The sequence below is a fragment of the Janthinobacterium sp. Bl 1 genome (assembly GCF_058215535.1).
The window spans coordinates 547,392-561,808 of the sequence record NZ_CM177086.1 but is presented as its reverse complement, the minus strand read 5'-3'; the positions used below and the strand labels follow the sequence as shown (position 1 = coordinate 561,808).

Here is a 14,417-nt window from a genome sequence, read left to right as displayed (position 1 = left end):
GAACTGGCGTCCATTGATTCAAAGCAATGAATGCCAATCAGAAATAATTCCGCCCTTGCACCACCAGGCAGCCCAGGGCGACGGCCAGTCCGTACGGCATGTTGCCCACGCTGGCGCCGCTGCCCAGCGCGCTTGGCGCCAACGGAATGCCGGCCATGCGCGCGATCATCGGCCACATCAGCTGGCGCAAATTGCCGAGGCAAACGCGCCACTTGCCCTGCCAGGTGATCATCAGCACGGCCATCACGCCGCCCAGGACGAATGTGGTAAAACAGATCTGCAGCACGGGCCAGGGACCGACAAAGGCGCCCACCATGGCGATCAGCTTGACGTCGCCGGCGGCCATGCCGCGCAGCACATATAAAGGCAGGAACAGGAAGAAGCCCGTCGCCATGCCGCCCAGCACCAGCTGCGGCACGCGGTGCGGCCACAGCCACAAATGCAGCGCCAGCGCGGCGAGCATGCCGGCCAGCACCAGCCAATTCGGAATCTTGCGTTGGATCAAATCACTGACGGCGGCTCCCGTCACGAAGCTCAGCAACAGCAGGTCGCACAAGGCAGTTGCAGGCATGGCACACCTCCCGAAAAAAACCCGCCACCGGCCGGCCGATGGCGGGCACCCGCTTAGGGTGTCAACACCAGGTTCGACGAAATGTCGGTGAGGACGGCCAGCAAGTTGGTCTTGATCAGCAAGAAACCGGCCGTGATGGCGGTAGCCATCAACGCCGCGATCAGGCCGTATTCGATTGCCGTAATGCCATCCTCATCCTTGACAAACTGCTGTACTGCCGACAGGAAGGTATGCATGACAAGCTCCCAAAAGTGAATCACAAGTCCCTGGCGCAATCGGGTGTGAAACATTGCCCTTTCCTGCTAATATGTTTCCTGCCGTAAATTTCTGCGCCATTGCATTGACTATAAAGCGTCCATGTTTTGGCAAATTGACGCGCCACAAGTTTCCACATGGAAATTATCAAACTCTGGTGAAATGGCGGCTGGCGCAAACAAATGTTGCGATCCGGATTGAAAGCCTGCGTCAGGGCAAGTTTTTTGCAATGTAGTGCATGAATCTCATGTATTTACATGAAATATTGCATACGTTAATTGCCTATTAGGCAAAAAGACATTATCCTGCTTAGCTCTTCTTTGGAAAGGCCTCTCGCCCGGCGGTACAGAGCGTCATGCCACCAAATAAATCTTGGCTTCTTGTAGACGGACGCGAACATGCTCTTGCTTGATGCAATGCTGTTATGACGACACTTGTGTGACCACTTTCCAGAGATCGACAATGGATTCCCTACTGAAACACATGGTGGACATGACCGGGCACCGCGACCACACGATGCTCGACATTTCCGTGATCTCGGCGGTCCAGGAACTCGCTGCCGCGTCGCAGACCCGTGTGTTGGCGCTGACCACCGTGCGTGGCCAGGTGTTCGTGCGGTCGCGTGCCATCATCGTGGCGGGCAGCGTGGCCCGCATGGAAGAGCATAACGACCCGACCCTGCCGGGCGAACCGCTGTCCGACTACCCGGCCCTGGCCGCCTGCATCAAGCGCCATGAAGCGAGTGCCGACACCTTGTGCGCCGATGGCCGCCATCTGCTGTGGCTGCCCATCTGGATCGGCGACCAGGTCACCACCTGCCTGGAAATCACCAATCCCACGCCGTACACGGGCGCCACCATCCAGGTGATCGGCGGCATCGTCAGCGTGTACCGCAATTTCCAGAACCTGCTCGACTACAGCGAACGCGATTCGCTCACCGGCTTGTTGAACCGCAAGACCTTCGATGACCAGCTGGCGAAAATCCTGCACAGCCGCGGCGAACCGGAAGCGGAAAAGCCGCGTCCCGTCGATGAAGAACGGCGCCACCATACGGACACGGAACGGCAATGGCTGGCCGTGATCGACGTCGATCATTTCAAACTGGTCAACGATAAATTTGGCCACCTGTATGGCGATGAAGTGCTGATCCTGATCGCCAACCAGCTGCAATCGTCGTTCCGCTCGCAAGACCGCATCTTCCGCTTCGGCGGCGAGGAATTCGTCGTGCTGCTGCGCTCGATCACCCTGGAAAATGCACAGAAAATCATCGACCGCTTCCGCACCAATGTCGAGGCGCACGACTTCCCGCAAGTGGGCAGAGTGACCGTCAGCGTGGGCTTCGTCAGCATCAACGCCTACGAGGCGCCCGTCATCATCCTCGGCCGCGCCGACCAGGCCCTGTATTACGCCAAGAGCCATGGCCGCAACCTGGCGTGCCACTACGATGAACTGGTTCCAAGGGGCTTGTTAACTACTATCGCCTCGAACGATACGGCGGAATTCTTCTAAGCGTCTGCAAGGGAGAGAAAACGCATGGGATCGACCTGCCACTTGGCGGCCGACTCATGGCCGACGATCTTGTCGGCGCCGCCAAAACCGAAGCCACGCGACAAATCGACCGTTTCCGGCTTGATGTAGGTCTTGCTCTTCGTACTGAAAAACACATTGACCTTCGGCGCCAGCAGATTGCTTTCGTGCGCCTCGATGACGACGGCCAGGCGGCCCGACTCCAGCATCACCATGGTGCCTACCGGATAAATACCCACGCAACGCATGAAATCCTGCGCGAACACGGGATTGAAGTGGAATTTGCTCCACTCATAAATCTTGCGCAAGGCTTCGGCGGCGGGAATGCCCTTGTGATAGCTGCGGTCCGACGTCAGCGCGTCATACACATCGACGATGGCGGCCATCTGCGCCAGCTCGCTGATGGCGTCGCCAGCCAGCTGGTCCGGGTAGCCGCTGCCGTCGCGCCGTTCATGGTGGTGCAGGGTAATGTCGAGGGGAATGGCGCCCACCTCGGGCGACTGGCGCAGGATGTCGTAGCCGTCGCGCGGGTGGCGCTTGATCAGGATAAACTCCTCCGGGCTCAGGGGGCCTGGCTTGTTCAACACACTATCGGGCACCAGCGCCTTGCCCGTGTCGTGCAGCAAGCCGCCGAGGCCGGCCTGGTGCGTGGTGGCCGCATCGATGCCGCGCGAGCGGCAAAACGCCACCAGCAGCGCGCATACGCTGACGGAATGCAGAAAGGTGTAGTCATCCTTGCTCTTGATGCGCAACAAGCCGACGAGGGCGCCGGGATTGCGCAGGATCGATTCGGTAATGTCTTGCACCGTGTGCTGTACGCGGTCGAGCTCGACAGCCTTGCCCAGGCGCACATCGGCCATCACCGTGCGCACCAGGCTTGCCGCCTGCCGCCGCACCTGCGTGGCGCGCGCCAACTCCATGCCCAGCGACACGCGCGTGACCACTTGCAGCGGCGTGGCGATCTGCACCAGTTCGCGTTCCGTTTCCACCTGCGCCTGCGCCACCGTGGGCGCATCCTGCACGTCGAGGCCCTTGCCGCTGTCGATCACCACGTCGTGGATGCCGGCCTGCATGATCTTGCGGATTTCATCGTCGCTGCGCAACAGGAAGCGGTTGCGCACGAATGGATGCGTCATCCAGTCACAGCTGAGGTCATGAATGTACATGCCCACTTTTAATTGAGACGAATCAACTTTCTTGAGCATGCTGTCATCCCACAAATACGCGGCTGGAGCACCGAAGGCGCTAGAATGAGTATAACAAAATTGTTATTCTGCTGGCCGCGTTCGGCGCTGCGGCGCAATATGCTGCTTTTCCGACCACCGCACCGCTTTTGGGACCCATGGAACTGCGCCAATTACGCTACTTTGTTGCCATCGTCGACCACGGCTCGCTGTCGCGCGCGGCCCTGATCCTGCATGTGGCGCAGCCGGCCCTGACGCAGCAGCTGCGCCAGCTGGAAGAGGAACTGGGCGTGCAGCTGCTGCACCGCTCGGCCCAGGGCGTGCTCAGCACGGACGCGGGCAAGGTGTTTTACGAACACGCGCAGGCGATCCTGAAACAGGTGGCCGACGCCCGCTCGGCCGTCACGCAAAGCGCCACGCGACCGTCCGGCAACGTCACCCTGGGCTTGCCGCACAGCATATCGGGCGCGCTGGCCCTGCCCCTGCTGCTGGCCGCGCGCGAACGCTATCCCGAAATCACCCTGCAACTGACGGAAGAAATCACGGGTAACCTCAATGAACAACTGAAATCGGGCCGCATCAACTTGGCCGTGCTGTTCGACGATGGCCAGCTGACCCCGTTTGCCTGCTGCCCCCTGGTGGAGGAAGAGATGCGTTTCATCTGCCGCAGCGATTCGCCGTTCGCGCCCACGGGCTCGGCGCTGTCGTTCCCGCAGGCATTGAGCGCCACCCTGATCCTGCCGGGCCTGCAGCATGGCGTGCGCCCACGCATCGACAGCCGCGCCCGCGAACTGGGCCTGGAGACGGCGAACGTGATCGAGATCAACTCGATCGCCATCCTGAAATCGGCCATCCTGGCCGGCATGGGCGCCACCATCCTGCCCGCCGCGCCCCTGCTGGCCGAACTCGACAGCGGCGCCATGCGCAGCTACGCCATCCACAGCCCCGTCCTATCGCGCACGGTGGCCCTGTGCGCCTCGAAAAACATTCCTCTCACCAATGCGGGCAACGCCGTGAAAAACCTCGTGCTGCAAGTGGCCGCCGAGCTGTGCGGCAGCGGGCGCTGGGTGGGGGCGCACGTGCTGTAGCGAGCATTATTTTTCCAGCAATAATTTCTCAAAAGAAATAAAATGATGGTCTTATTCATTTCACCATCGTCATCATGTTCTTGCTTACCACTTCCTTGCGCCGTCTGGCGGCAAGCGCCGCCCTGCTGCTGCTAATGCAGGGCGCCCAAGCCGCCCGCCCGCAATCCGAATTTCCCTTGCGCGAAGTGCTACTCAGCGATGTTGCGCAGCCCATTGAAAGAAAAGAAATCGAGGTGGTGGTATTTATTGCGCCGGACAGTTGCACGCCCAAGACCCATGAAAGTACCTGGGGTACCATCGTCTCGTCGGACAACACCTCCCTGTTCAAAAGCTGGGCTTGCCGTGCCTATGTCGACGCTGCCAAGGATCCGAAAGAAGAACTCGCCTTCGTCCCCATGCCGCCCGCGTTCAAGCAACCATCCATCCTCGACACCGTGCAGGGACTGCCTGCCAGCACGACGGGGCGGCGCTACGTGGCTCTGGTGGACTGGAAATATGCAGATACCACGCTAGGAAAATGCAATAGCTATGGCTGCCGTTCTTCCTTCATCATGCTCATTGAAGCGGTGGTATATGACCGAGTGGCGAGTAAAACCATCTGGCATTCCATAGAAACGACGCGTGCCACCATGAAGGACCTTCACTACGATGCAAAAGAGGCCAGATCCATGGGACCACTTAACGTCTCTATTGCGCTGAATGGGATCATGGGACACAAAGCCCAGCACGAAGCAGAGGAACAAGGCCTGCACCGCACGACCGCCCTGGAGCCGTCAAGTGCGCCTGGGCAAGCAGGCACGGTACTCAACAGAAAAGCCAATCTGATCCTCTTTAACCGCATGCCGCAAGAAACGGTAGATAGCGAGAAATTCGAAGATGGCAGCACCTTCTACACTATCGAGGCCAGCCATCTACAGGGCAGCGCGAAAAAAAACCTCTACTATCATGATTCCGGCACACATGTGGCGCTGGAGCTGGCACCGGGCACATACGAGCTCGCATTCTACAAAAAGCGCACGACCGTCAATATCAAGGAAAATGGTCCTCCCATATATCTGAGCTTTGATACAGGTTTCATGAGTAGTCTCAGCGTCAATGAGCTTAGTCCCCAAAAAGCCCTGGAACTGACGCAAGACTCGCTCAATGGCTTGCTGCCCGAATTGACGCCAGTGGCCTATCCCTTGCGCGCGCGCAAGCTGCAATGGACGCAGCCCTAAAGCGTGCACGGCCAACATGGCCTGTCTTGCGGCGCAAGATAGGCCATCAATTTTTCTTATACCCCCATCGGCAAACCATATTTGCCCCTCTCCCCCGCTCGTTCTACACTGACCACATTAACTATTTTAAATTTAAAATAGTTATGTGCCGCCCACACGCGGCCATCCCGTCTGCACAGCGCGCGCCTTACCGGGCGCGTCCCTTGTACAGCCGTCATCTGAAACACCCTTTTGGAGACAGCCATGTCCGTAACCACGGAAAACGGCTCCGCAGCGTTCGCTAGAAACGCCGGTGCCGCGCCATCTACACCCCCCGACACTTCCCGTTTGACCACCGTCAGCCTCGACGACAAATACACAGCCACTTCCGGCGCCATCTTCCTGTCCGGCATCCAGGCCCTCGTACGTCTGCCCATGATGCAGCGCCTGCGCGACCAGGCTGCTGGCCTCAACACGGCCGGTTTCATCTCCGGCTACCGCGGTTCGCCCCTGGGCGGCCTCGATGAAAACCTCTGGAAAGCCAAGAAACAGCTGGAAGCGCACCACGTGCAGTTCGTGCCCGGCGTCAACGAGGACCTGGCCGCGACCGCCGTCTGGGGTTCGCAGCAGGTCGACCTGATCGGCCCGGCCAAGTACGACGGCGTGTTCGCCATGTGGTACGGCAAGGGCCCTGGTGTGGACCGCTGCGGCGATGTCTTCAAGCACATGAACCATGCGGGCACAGCCAAGCTAGGCGGCGTGCTGCTGGTGGCTGGCGACGACCATGGCGCCTATTCGTCGACCCTGCCGCACCAGTCCGACCACCTGTTTTCCGCCTCGATGATCCCCGTCCTGTATCCATGCAATGTGCAGGAATACCTCGACCTCGGTATCCACGGCTGGGCCATGTCGCGCTTTTCCGGCTGCACGGTGGCCTTCAAGGCCCTGGCCGACACGGTCGAATCGTCGGCTTCCATCGATGCCGACCCGTTCCGCGTGGAAGTCAAAATTCCGCAGGATTTCCACATGCCCGAAGGCGGCCTGAACGCACGCCTGTCGAGCATCCCGCTGGGCCAGCAGGCGCGCAACCAGGAAGCGTTGATGCAGGATTACAAGATCTATGCAGCCCTCGCTTACGCGCGCGAAAACAAGCTCAACCACACCACCATCGACAGCCCGAACGCCAAGCTGGGCATCATCGCTTCCGGCAAATCCTACCTGGACGTGCTCGAGGCACTGGAAGAGCTGGGCATCGACGAACAAATGGCAGCCGACGTGGGCATGCGTTTGTTCAAGGTCGCCATGCCGTGGCCGCTGGAACCGGACAGCGTGCGCGAATTCGCGCAAGGCCTCGATGAAATTCTCGTCGTCGAAGAAAAACGGCAGATCGTCGAATACCAGTTAAAAGAGCAGCTGTACAACTGGCGCGACGACGTGCGCCCTCGCGTGATCGGCAAGTTCGACGAAAAAGGCGAATGGGTGGCGCCGCGCGGCGAATGGCTGCTGACCTCGAAGGCGGATTTTTCCGTCTCGCAAGTGGCGCGTGTCATCGCCAGCCGCATCGCGCGCCTGATTTCCGACCCCGTCACCTGTGACCTGATCAAGGCGCGCCTGAGCTTCCTCGACGCCAAGGATGCGGTATTAAAAAAAGCCGTGAACACACCGTTCCGCCCCGCGTTTTACTGCTCCGGCTGCCCGCACAACACCTCGACCAAGGTCCCGGACGGCAGCTTGGCGCTGGCGGGCATCGGCTGCCACGTGATGGCCACGTCGATCTATCCGGAAATGAACAAGCTGACCACGCACATGGGCGGCGAAGGCGCGCCGTGGATAGGCCAGGCCGCGTTCTCGGAACTGCCGCACGTGTTCCAGAACTTGGGTGACGGCACGTATTTTCATTCCGGCTATTTGGCCATCCGCGCCGCGCAGGCGGCCAAGGTGAACATTACCTACAAGATTCTCTACAACGACGCCGTCGCCATGACGGGCGGCCAGCCTGTGGACGGCCTCATCACCGTGCCCATGATGGCGCAGCAAGTGGCGGCCGAAGGCATCGCCCGCATCGCGCTGGTCACGGAAGACCTGAGCCGCTACAGCGACCGCAGCAACCTGCCCGCCCACCTGACCTTGCACGACCGCAAGGACATGGATGCCGTGCAGCGCGAATTGCGTGAAGTCCAAGGCGTATCCGTGCTGATCTACGACCAGACCTGCGCGGCCGAGAAACGCCGGCGCCGCAAAAAAGGCGAGTATCCGGACATTGCCAAGCGCATGGTCATCAACGACGCCGTCTGCGAAGGCTGCGGCGACTGCGGCGTGCAGTCAAACTGCGTGTCGATCTTGCCGAAAGAGACGGAATTTGGCCGCAAGCGCACCATCGACCAATCCTCGTGCAACAAAGATTATTCGTGCGCCAAGGGTTTCTGCCCCAGCTTCGTCACCGTCGAAGGCGGCAGCCTGAAGAAGACCAAGACGGGCGCGAGCAAAGCAGGCGAGACGGACAACTTCGGCCCCCTGCCGGAACCCGTCCTGCCCGCTTGCGACGCGCCGTACAACATCCTGATCAATGGCATCGGCGGCACGGGCGTCATCACCGTCGGCGCCCTGATGGGCATGGCGGCGCACCTGGAAGGCAAGGGCGCGTCCGTGCTGGACATGACGGGCATGTCGCAAAAGAACGGTTCCGTCACCTCGCACGTGAAAATCGCCAAATCCCCCGCGCACATCCGCGCCCAGCGCATCGCCACGGGCGAAGCGGACCTGATCCTGGGCTGCGACATGCTGACGGCAGGTGCGCAGGATGCCGTGTCGAAAATGCGTCCGGGCCGCAGCCTGGCCGTCGTCAATCTGCACGAGCAGCCGCCGGGCACGTTTGCGCAGAATGCGGACTGGCAATATCCGACGGCGGAAGTGCGCCAGCTGATCGAGGAATCCGTCGGCGGTGCGGACGCGGCCGACTTCATCGACGCGACAAAACTAGCCACCGCACTGATGGGCGACTCGATCGCCGCCAACCTGTTCATGCTCGGCTACGCCTGGCAAAAGGGCCGCATCCCGCTGACGGAAGCGGCCCTGCTGCGCGCCATTGAACTCAATGGCGTGGGCATCGAATCGAACAAGAAAAGTTTCCTGTGGGGCCGCCGTGCCGCCGTCGACGTGCGCCGTGTAACGCAAATCGCCACGCCGTCGCAAGCGATCATCGTGCAAATGCCGCAAAGCCTCGACAGCGTCATCAAGAAGCGCGTGGAATTCCTCACGGCCTACCAGAACGCCGCGTATGCGGATGGTTATGCGACCTTGGTGAAGCAGGTGCGCGACCGCGAAAACACCCTGGGACTGGGACAAAAACTATCGACCGCCGTAGCGAAAAGCTATTTCAAATTGCTGGCCTACAAGGATGAATACGAAGTGGCGCGCCTGTACACGGATGGCCGTTTCGTCGAGCAATTGCAGCAGCAGTTCGAAGGGAATTTTTCCGTCAAATTCAACCTGGCGCCACCACTGTTCGCCAAGAAAGATGCGAAAGGGCATCTGGTGAAAGCGGAGTTCGGTTCCTGGATGTGGCGCGCCTTCAAGCTGTTGGCCAAAGCCAAGGGCTTGCGCGGCGGCACCTTCGACCTCTTCGGTTACACAGCCGAGCGCAAGATGGAACGCGCGCTGATCGTCGAATACCGCGAACTGCTGGCGGGCCTGCTGGTCAACCTGACGGCGGAGAACCTGTCCACCTGCGTGGAACTGGCCTCCCTGCCCGAGAAAATCCGCGGCTTCGGCCACGTCAAGGAAGCGGCAGTCGATACTTACCGCAAGGATAAGGCGAGACTATTGGCGGTGCTGGCGGATGGAAGCAAGCACGCGGCCTAAGACTCAACACAGAGGCTCTGCAACGCATCAGATTCAATCCAGGCAGCGCCCCACCGTCGCCCCCGGCAATAGCACCGGCTGCCAGATTTCCTGCAGCCTTTCCGGCGGCGTGCCGGCCAGCAGCGATTCCAGCATTTCGACCATCTTGGCGCCGGCGCGGCGCAGGTCGGGCTGGTCAATGGTGGTAACGTTGATGCCGATCAAGGTGTCTTCCACATTGCCCCAGACGATGACGGAGATTTCCTTGCCGATCTCGATGCCCGCATCCATCAGTGCGCGCACCACGCCTACGCCGGACAAGTGGTTGTCGACGATGACGGCCGTGGGACGCGGCGAGCAGGCCAGCAATTGCTGCATGGCCTGGTAGCCGCTGCGGCGATCAAAAGTATTGTCGAGCAGATAGTCGGGATCGACCGGCAAGCCCGCTTGCGCCATGCAGCGAATAAAGCTTTCCTTGCGCTCATACGCAAAATGCAGATCCAGCGGCGCGCTCAGCAGGGCGATACGCTGATGACCGTGCGCCGCCAGGAAGGACACGGCCAGGTCGATGCCCGTGTCGTTGTCGTAGTCGAAATAGGCATACGGCGCATCGATGCGCGTGCGGCCATTCGCGACAAAGGGAAAGCCGACTTTCGTCAGATAGGCGATGCGCTCGTCGACCACCTTGGTGCGGCCCACCACCAGGCCATCGACCTGGCGCCCGCGCACCATGTTTTCATACGAGGGCTGTTCGTTCTGCGGCGACACGGGCGCGATGATCAAACTCATCTTCGACGCTTCGACGGCGTCGGACATGCCATTGACCACGGAAAGAAAGACGCTGTCGCCCAGGTCGCTGGGCAGCAAGGGGTAGATCATGCCGAGCACATTCGTGCGGCCGACGGCCAGGCTGCGCGCGAGCGGGTTGGGCCGGTAGCCGACTTTCTTGGCGGCGGCCAGGACAATTTCACGGGTGCGGGAATTGACTTCCGGATAGCCGTTCAACGCCCTGCTGACTGTCGTTTTCGACATGCCGAGGGCAATTGCGAGGCTCTTGAGATTCATGTTAACTACCTGTCTGTATGGCAAAAGAAACCAACTCTGACCGTCCATTATAGCCCAGAGCGCCAAACAGGCCGCGCATTAACGGGCGCAGACATGGTATAAAAACAACAATACATTGACTATCGAAAAAGCAACGTTTTAAATGTGATCACTTGTGCCCCTCTACGGCACGGTATCGCCGATGGCGGAGAAACAATGCTCGCAGGCGACAGCATGTACTCACTTCGACAATCACTTCCTGACCTTCTGCATGACGTTTCGGCAACACCTGACGCGCGCGATAGCATTATCAAGAAAACATATTTACTGGAACTGTGCGAGAATTTATCCTAATCTTGATTCAGGTAAAGGTTACTGCCAGGCATGTTGCGCTTGCTGCAGCACATTTCCTGGACCCCCTCCCTTTTCTGTACGCTTGGGCATACTTTCAAAGGTGAACAATGTGGTATCGCTAACGTCCGTCAACAACTTGCAAGCCTCGCTGGCCACGGCGCAGCGCAGGGTCGAACAAGGCCAGAACCAGGTGCAGCGCGACAGCGAACAGCTGGCGCAAAGCCGCCAGTTGCTGGCGCGGGAACAGGAATCGCTGAGCCAGACCCAACGCAGCAGCCAGCAAGCGCAGGCCGATGCCCCGGCCGTCATCCAGACGCCGCAGCTGGACCAGGCGATCAAGGTGGCCGTGCCGCAACAAGCGGCCCCGGCCGCACCGAAAAGCACGCCCCAGCTGAACGGCTATGGCCAGACCCTGGGCCGCCTGATCGACGTGACGGCGTGAGCCAGCATTACTGGCCCATCTCCTCCTCCAGCATCGCCAGCCACCACTTATCTCCCTTCTTCGGCTGCGCCAGGTCGACCGCCTCGCCCATCTGCGGCGTGGCCAGGTTCACGCCCTGCTTGGCCGCCAGTCCCGTGATGCGGTCGAACGGTTCATGCCAGGCATGCAGACCCAGGTCAAACGTGCCGTTGTGCACAGGCATGAGCCACTTGCCACGCAAGTCCTGGTGCGCTTGCAAGGTCTGTTCCGGCTGCATGTGCACGTCCGGCCACAGTTTGTCGTAGGCGCCCGTCTCGATCATGGTCATGTCGAACGGGCCGTACTTGTCGCCGATTTGCTTGAAACCGTCGAAATAGCCGGAGTCGCCGCTGAAAAACACGCGTACGTCCGGAGCGTCAATCACCCACGAGGCCCACAGGGTTTGATTGCTGTCAAACAGGCCGCGCCCCGAGAAATGCTGTGATGGCGTGGCGACGAGTTTTACTCCGGCAATCGTCGTGCCTTGCCACCAGTCGAACTGCTGCACCTTTTCCTTAGGCACGCCCCATTCGACGAGGGTATCGCCCACGCCTAGCGGCGCAACAAAATGTTCGGTTTTGGCCGCAAGTTGCAGCACGGCGGCATAGTCGAGGTGGTCGTAATGGTTGTGCGACAGGATGATGGCCTTGATCGGCGGCAAGTCGGCGATGCTGATGGGCGGCTGGTGGAAACGCTTCGGTCCAGCCCACTGCACCGGCGAAGCGCGCTCGGAAAACACGGGGTCGGTGAGGAAGAATTCATTATTCAGTTTCAGCAACAGGGTCGAATGGCCGAGGCGAAACAGACTGTTGTCGGGCGCGGCCAGCAGCTGCGCCCGGGTCAAGGCTTGCACGGGAACGGCAGCGGCCGGCACCGTGCTGTCCGGCTTGTCGAAGACAAACGTCCACAGCAGCTTGAGCGTCGCTGCCGTGCCCAGCTTGTACATTTCCACGGGATTGCGGAACTTGCCTTCGTGGCGTTGTGGGGATTCAGCGGGCGCGGCAGGCGCGGCGCGCAAGGTGCAAGAACTCATGATGATCAGGACTCCCAGAAAGAAGAGACGACGTGCGGCTCGGTGCAAGTGCATATGTGGCCCGGCAAGGAATTAACAAGGATTAAATTACACTACACAGTGTAGTTACTATTTCTGGCAAAGTAAACCAAGAGGTGTAAAATATTGTTTTCAAAGGAGATTTTCAGCCATGGCCGCACCGCAACGCCTCACCGACCGCAAGCGCGTCGCCATCGTCGATGCCGCCATCGCCGAGTTCCGCGACCACGGTTTTGATGCGACCAGCATGGACAGGATCGCTGCCACGGCCGCCGTTTCCAAGCGCACCGTGTACAACCATTTCCCCAGCAAGGACGAGTTGTTCGCGGAAATCCTGCAGCGCATGTGGGAAAGCAGCGTGTCCCAGCCAGCCGTGCCCTATGTGGCCGACCAGCCGCTGCGCCCGCAAGTGCTGGCCCTGGTCGAGCAGAAAATGGAATTGCTGTGCGATCCGGCCTTCATCGACCTGGCGCGCGTGATCTTTGGCGAAACCGTCCACTCGCCCGAGCGCGCGCAAGCCATGGTGACGCGCCTGAATGAGAAGGAAACGGGCCTGAATATCTGGATCCGCGCGGCGCAACAAGACGGGCGCATCAAGGCGGGCGAGACCCTGGAAGTGGCGCATCTGCTGATGTCGCCTTTAAAAACCTTTGCCTTCTGGCCGCAGATCACCATGGGTGAGCCCCTGCTGGGCCCGGCACGCCGGCGCGAAATAACGGAACTGGCCGTCGATATCTTCCTGTGCTATTACGGCTTGGCGAAACAGACGGCATAAACGGGCGGCAAGTGGGCAGACAGCGTCTGCCAGTGTTCGCCCTCATCGCCGGAATACCAGGCGCCGCCCGTCGTCGACGCCATCAATAAACTGCGCCCGTCGTCGGCCAGCGCCAGCCCATGGCGGTAGATGAGGTCATAGCAATGCTGCTGCGGCAAGCCAGCACGCAACACCTCGAAGGTTTTTCCACCATCGCGCGTGCGCGTGACGGCCAGCGCACCATCGATGGGAATGCGCAGCACGTCCGCCTGCGCCGGCACGAACCAGGCCGTGCCGCCATCGCGCGGATGCACGGCCACGGCAAAGCCGAAATGCGACAGCGGCGCCGTCGTCACTTCCTGCCAGTGCCAGCCAGCATCGTCCGAACGCCAGATGCCGTTATGGTGCTGGCACCACAGCACGTCCGGCGTGCCGGCGCTGCGCACGATGCGGTGCGGGTCTTGCACGGCTTCGTTTTCATCGAGCTCGGGTGGCATGTAATCGGCGCGCATGCCCGTCGCGCTCAAGGCCCAGCTGGCGCCGCCATCGAGCGTTTGCCACACGCCGCCGCAGGACACGCCAACCAGTACTTTGTTGCTGTCGCGCGGGTCGATGCAGATGCTGTGGATGCCGGGCACGTCATAGCCGCCGCCAAACCACTGCACCCGCTGCGGCACGTTCCACAGTGATTCCACCAGCTGCCAGCTCTCGCCGCGGTCGCTTGAGCGAAACAGTCCGCCAGGCAAGGTGCCCGCCCACAGCACGCCGGGCTGGTCCGGGCCGCCGGCCGCCAGCGACCAGATTTGCCGCAAGGTCCAGTCCACGGTATCGGTGCTGTCCTCGGGCTTGGCGGGATAGGCGGGCACGGCGACTTCCTGCCACGCGCTGGCGCCCGCGTCGAGGCGGTGCAGCTTGGAGCCGAAGTGGCCCAGGTTCAGGGCCGCGTACACGGCACCGTCGCGGCCATCGTGCAGCAGCATGGAGACGGGATCGCCGGCAAACTGTACCAGCGCCAGCTGCCAGGCGCCGGCCGCATCGACATCGAACTGGAACAGCCCCTTGCGGGTGCCGAGATACGCGCGTTGAATCATGC

The 14,417-nt window shown here is 60.7% G+C and carries 12 protein-coding genes; 6 read left to right on the top strand and 6 right to left on the bottom strand.

The window, feature by feature from the left end:
- Positions 1-37 precede the first annotated feature (37 nt).
- Together AC4BCN_RS02500 and AC4BCN_RS02495 are read right to left on the bottom strand one after the other, a co-directional pair.
- Positions 38-571 carry an A24 family peptidase gene (locus AC4BCN_RS02500; RefSeq protein ID WP_490492504.1) on the bottom strand — a complete coding sequence of 178 codons (534 nt, stop codon included), beginning with the start codon at positions 569-571 and terminating at the stop codon, positions 38-40.
- 53 nt (positions 572-624) lie between these two features.
- A complete protein-coding gene (locus AC4BCN_RS02495; RefSeq protein WP_034752975.1) occupies positions 625-807 on the bottom strand; it encodes a Flp family type IVb pilin in 183 nt (60 codons plus the stop codon).
- 481 nt (positions 808-1,288) lie between these two features.
- Between AC4BCN_RS02495 and AC4BCN_RS02490 the strand changes: the two genes are divergently transcribed.
- Complete coding sequence (locus AC4BCN_RS02490; protein WP_490492503.1) at positions 1,289-2,335, top strand: GGDEF domain-containing protein; 1,047 nt, start codon at positions 1,289-1,291, stop codon at positions 2,333-2,335.
- On the opposite strand, the gene AC4BCN_RS02485 is transcribed toward AC4BCN_RS02490, so the two are convergent.
- On the bottom strand, positions 2,332-3,519 hold the full coding sequence (locus tag AC4BCN_RS02485) for an HD-GYP domain-containing protein (protein WP_490492502.1): 1,188 nt from the start codon (positions 3,517-3,519) through the stop codon (positions 2,332-2,334). The genes AC4BCN_RS02490 and AC4BCN_RS02485 overlap by 4 nt on opposite strands.
- 176 nt (positions 3,520-3,695) lie before the next feature.
- Here AC4BCN_RS02485 and AC4BCN_RS02480 point away from each other — a divergent pair, with 176 nt between their 5' ends.
- The 3 genes from AC4BCN_RS02480 (at position 3,696) to AC4BCN_RS02470 (ending at position 9,682) form a co-directional block, all read left to right on the top strand.
- Entirely contained in the window at positions 3,696-4,625 is a 930-nt protein-coding gene (locus AC4BCN_RS02480) for a LysR substrate-binding domain-containing protein (protein ID WP_485880628.1), read from the top strand.
- 74 nt (positions 4,626-4,699) lie between these two features.
- Positions 4,700-5,842 carry a hypothetical protein gene (locus AC4BCN_RS02475; protein ID WP_338680411.1) on the top strand — a complete coding sequence of 381 codons (1,143 nt, stop codon included), beginning with the start codon at positions 4,700-4,702 and terminating at the stop codon, positions 5,840-5,842.
- A 243-nt stretch (positions 5,843-6,085) separates the two neighbouring features.
- Positions 6,086-9,682: an indolepyruvate ferredoxin oxidoreductase family protein gene (locus tag AC4BCN_RS02470; protein WP_490492501.1), complete on the top strand. Its 3,597-nt coding sequence runs from the start codon at positions 6,086-6,088 to the stop codon at positions 9,680-9,682.
- A gap of 33 nt (positions 9,683-9,715) precedes the next feature.
- Here AC4BCN_RS02470 and AC4BCN_RS02465 read toward each other — a convergent pair whose 3' ends face one another.
- On the bottom strand, positions 9,716-10,726 hold the full coding sequence (locus AC4BCN_RS02465) for a substrate-binding domain-containing protein (RefSeq protein WP_139091385.1): 1,011 nt from the start codon (positions 10,724-10,726) through the stop codon (positions 9,716-9,718).
- A 442-nt stretch (positions 10,727-11,168) separates the two neighbouring features.
- Between AC4BCN_RS02465 and AC4BCN_RS02460 the strand changes: the two genes are divergently transcribed.
- Complete coding sequence (locus tag AC4BCN_RS02460) at positions 11,169-11,501, top strand: hypothetical protein (RefSeq protein ID WP_139091384.1); 333 nt, start codon at positions 11,169-11,171, stop codon at positions 11,499-11,501.
- 7 nt (positions 11,502-11,508) lie between these two features.
- On the opposite strand, the gene AC4BCN_RS02455 is transcribed toward AC4BCN_RS02460, so the two are convergent.
- Complete coding sequence (locus AC4BCN_RS02455; RefSeq protein ID WP_139091383.1) at positions 11,509-12,552, bottom strand: MBL fold metallo-hydrolase; 1,044 nt, start codon at positions 12,550-12,552, stop codon at positions 11,509-11,511.
- 169 nt (positions 12,553-12,721) lie between these two features.
- Between AC4BCN_RS02455 and AC4BCN_RS02450 the strand changes: the two genes are divergently transcribed.
- Complete coding sequence (locus AC4BCN_RS02450) at positions 12,722-13,345, top strand: TetR/AcrR family transcriptional regulator (protein WP_128140978.1); 624 nt, start codon at positions 12,722-12,724, stop codon at positions 13,343-13,345.
- Here AC4BCN_RS02450 and AC4BCN_RS02445 read toward each other — a convergent pair.
- Positions 13,318-14,415 carry a WD40/YVTN/BNR-like repeat-containing protein gene (locus tag AC4BCN_RS02445; RefSeq protein ID WP_490492500.1) on the bottom strand — a complete coding sequence of 366 codons (1,098 nt, stop codon included), beginning with the start codon at positions 14,413-14,415 and terminating at the stop codon, positions 13,318-13,320. The two genes, AC4BCN_RS02450 and AC4BCN_RS02445, sit on opposite strands and share 28 nt — an antisense overlap.
- Positions 14,416-14,417 lie beyond the last annotated feature (2 nt).

What these genes read in the sequence shown, in the direction of transcription:
- AC4BCN_RS02470 (WP_490492501.1), top strand. Translation starts at nt 6,086, where the DNA reads ATGTCCGTAACCACGGAAAACGGCTCCGCAGCGTTCGCTAGAAACGCC.
- AC4BCN_RS02445 (WP_490492500.1), bottom strand. Translation starts at nt 14,415, where the DNA reads ATGATTCAACGCGCGTATCTCGGCACCCGCAAGGGGCTGTTCCAGTTC.
- AC4BCN_RS02485 (WP_490492502.1), bottom strand. Translation starts at nt 3,519, where the DNA reads ATGTACATTCATGACCTCAGCTGTGACTGGATGACGCATCCATTCGTG.
- AC4BCN_RS02480 (WP_485880628.1), top strand. Translation starts at nt 3,696, where the DNA reads ATGGAACTGCGCCAATTACGCTACTTTGTTGCCATCGTCGACCACGGC.
- AC4BCN_RS02500 (WP_490492504.1), bottom strand. Translation starts at nt 571, where the DNA reads ATGCCTGCAACTGCCTTGTGCGACCTGCTGTTGCTGAGCTTCGTGACG.
- AC4BCN_RS02490 (WP_490492503.1), top strand. Translation starts at nt 1,289, where the DNA reads ATGGATTCCCTACTGAAACACATGGTGGACATGACCGGGCACCGCGAC.
- AC4BCN_RS02465 (WP_139091385.1), bottom strand. Translation starts at nt 10,726, where the DNA reads ATGAATCTCAAGAGCCTCGCAATTGCCCTCGGCATGTCGAAAACGACA.
- AC4BCN_RS02475 (WP_338680411.1), top strand. Translation starts at nt 4,700, where the DNA reads ATGTTCTTGCTTACCACTTCCTTGCGCCGTCTGGCGGCAAGCGCCGCC.
- AC4BCN_RS02455 (WP_139091383.1), bottom strand. Translation starts at nt 12,552, where the DNA reads ATGAGTTCTTGCACCTTGCGCGCCGCGCCTGCCGCGCCCGCTGAATCC.
- AC4BCN_RS02450 (WP_128140978.1), top strand. Translation starts at nt 12,722, where the DNA reads ATGGCCGCACCGCAACGCCTCACCGACCGCAAGCGCGTCGCCATCGTC.
- AC4BCN_RS02495 (WP_034752975.1), bottom strand. Translation starts at nt 807, where the DNA reads ATGCATACCTTCCTGTCGGCAGTACAGCAGTTTGTCAAGGATGAGGAT.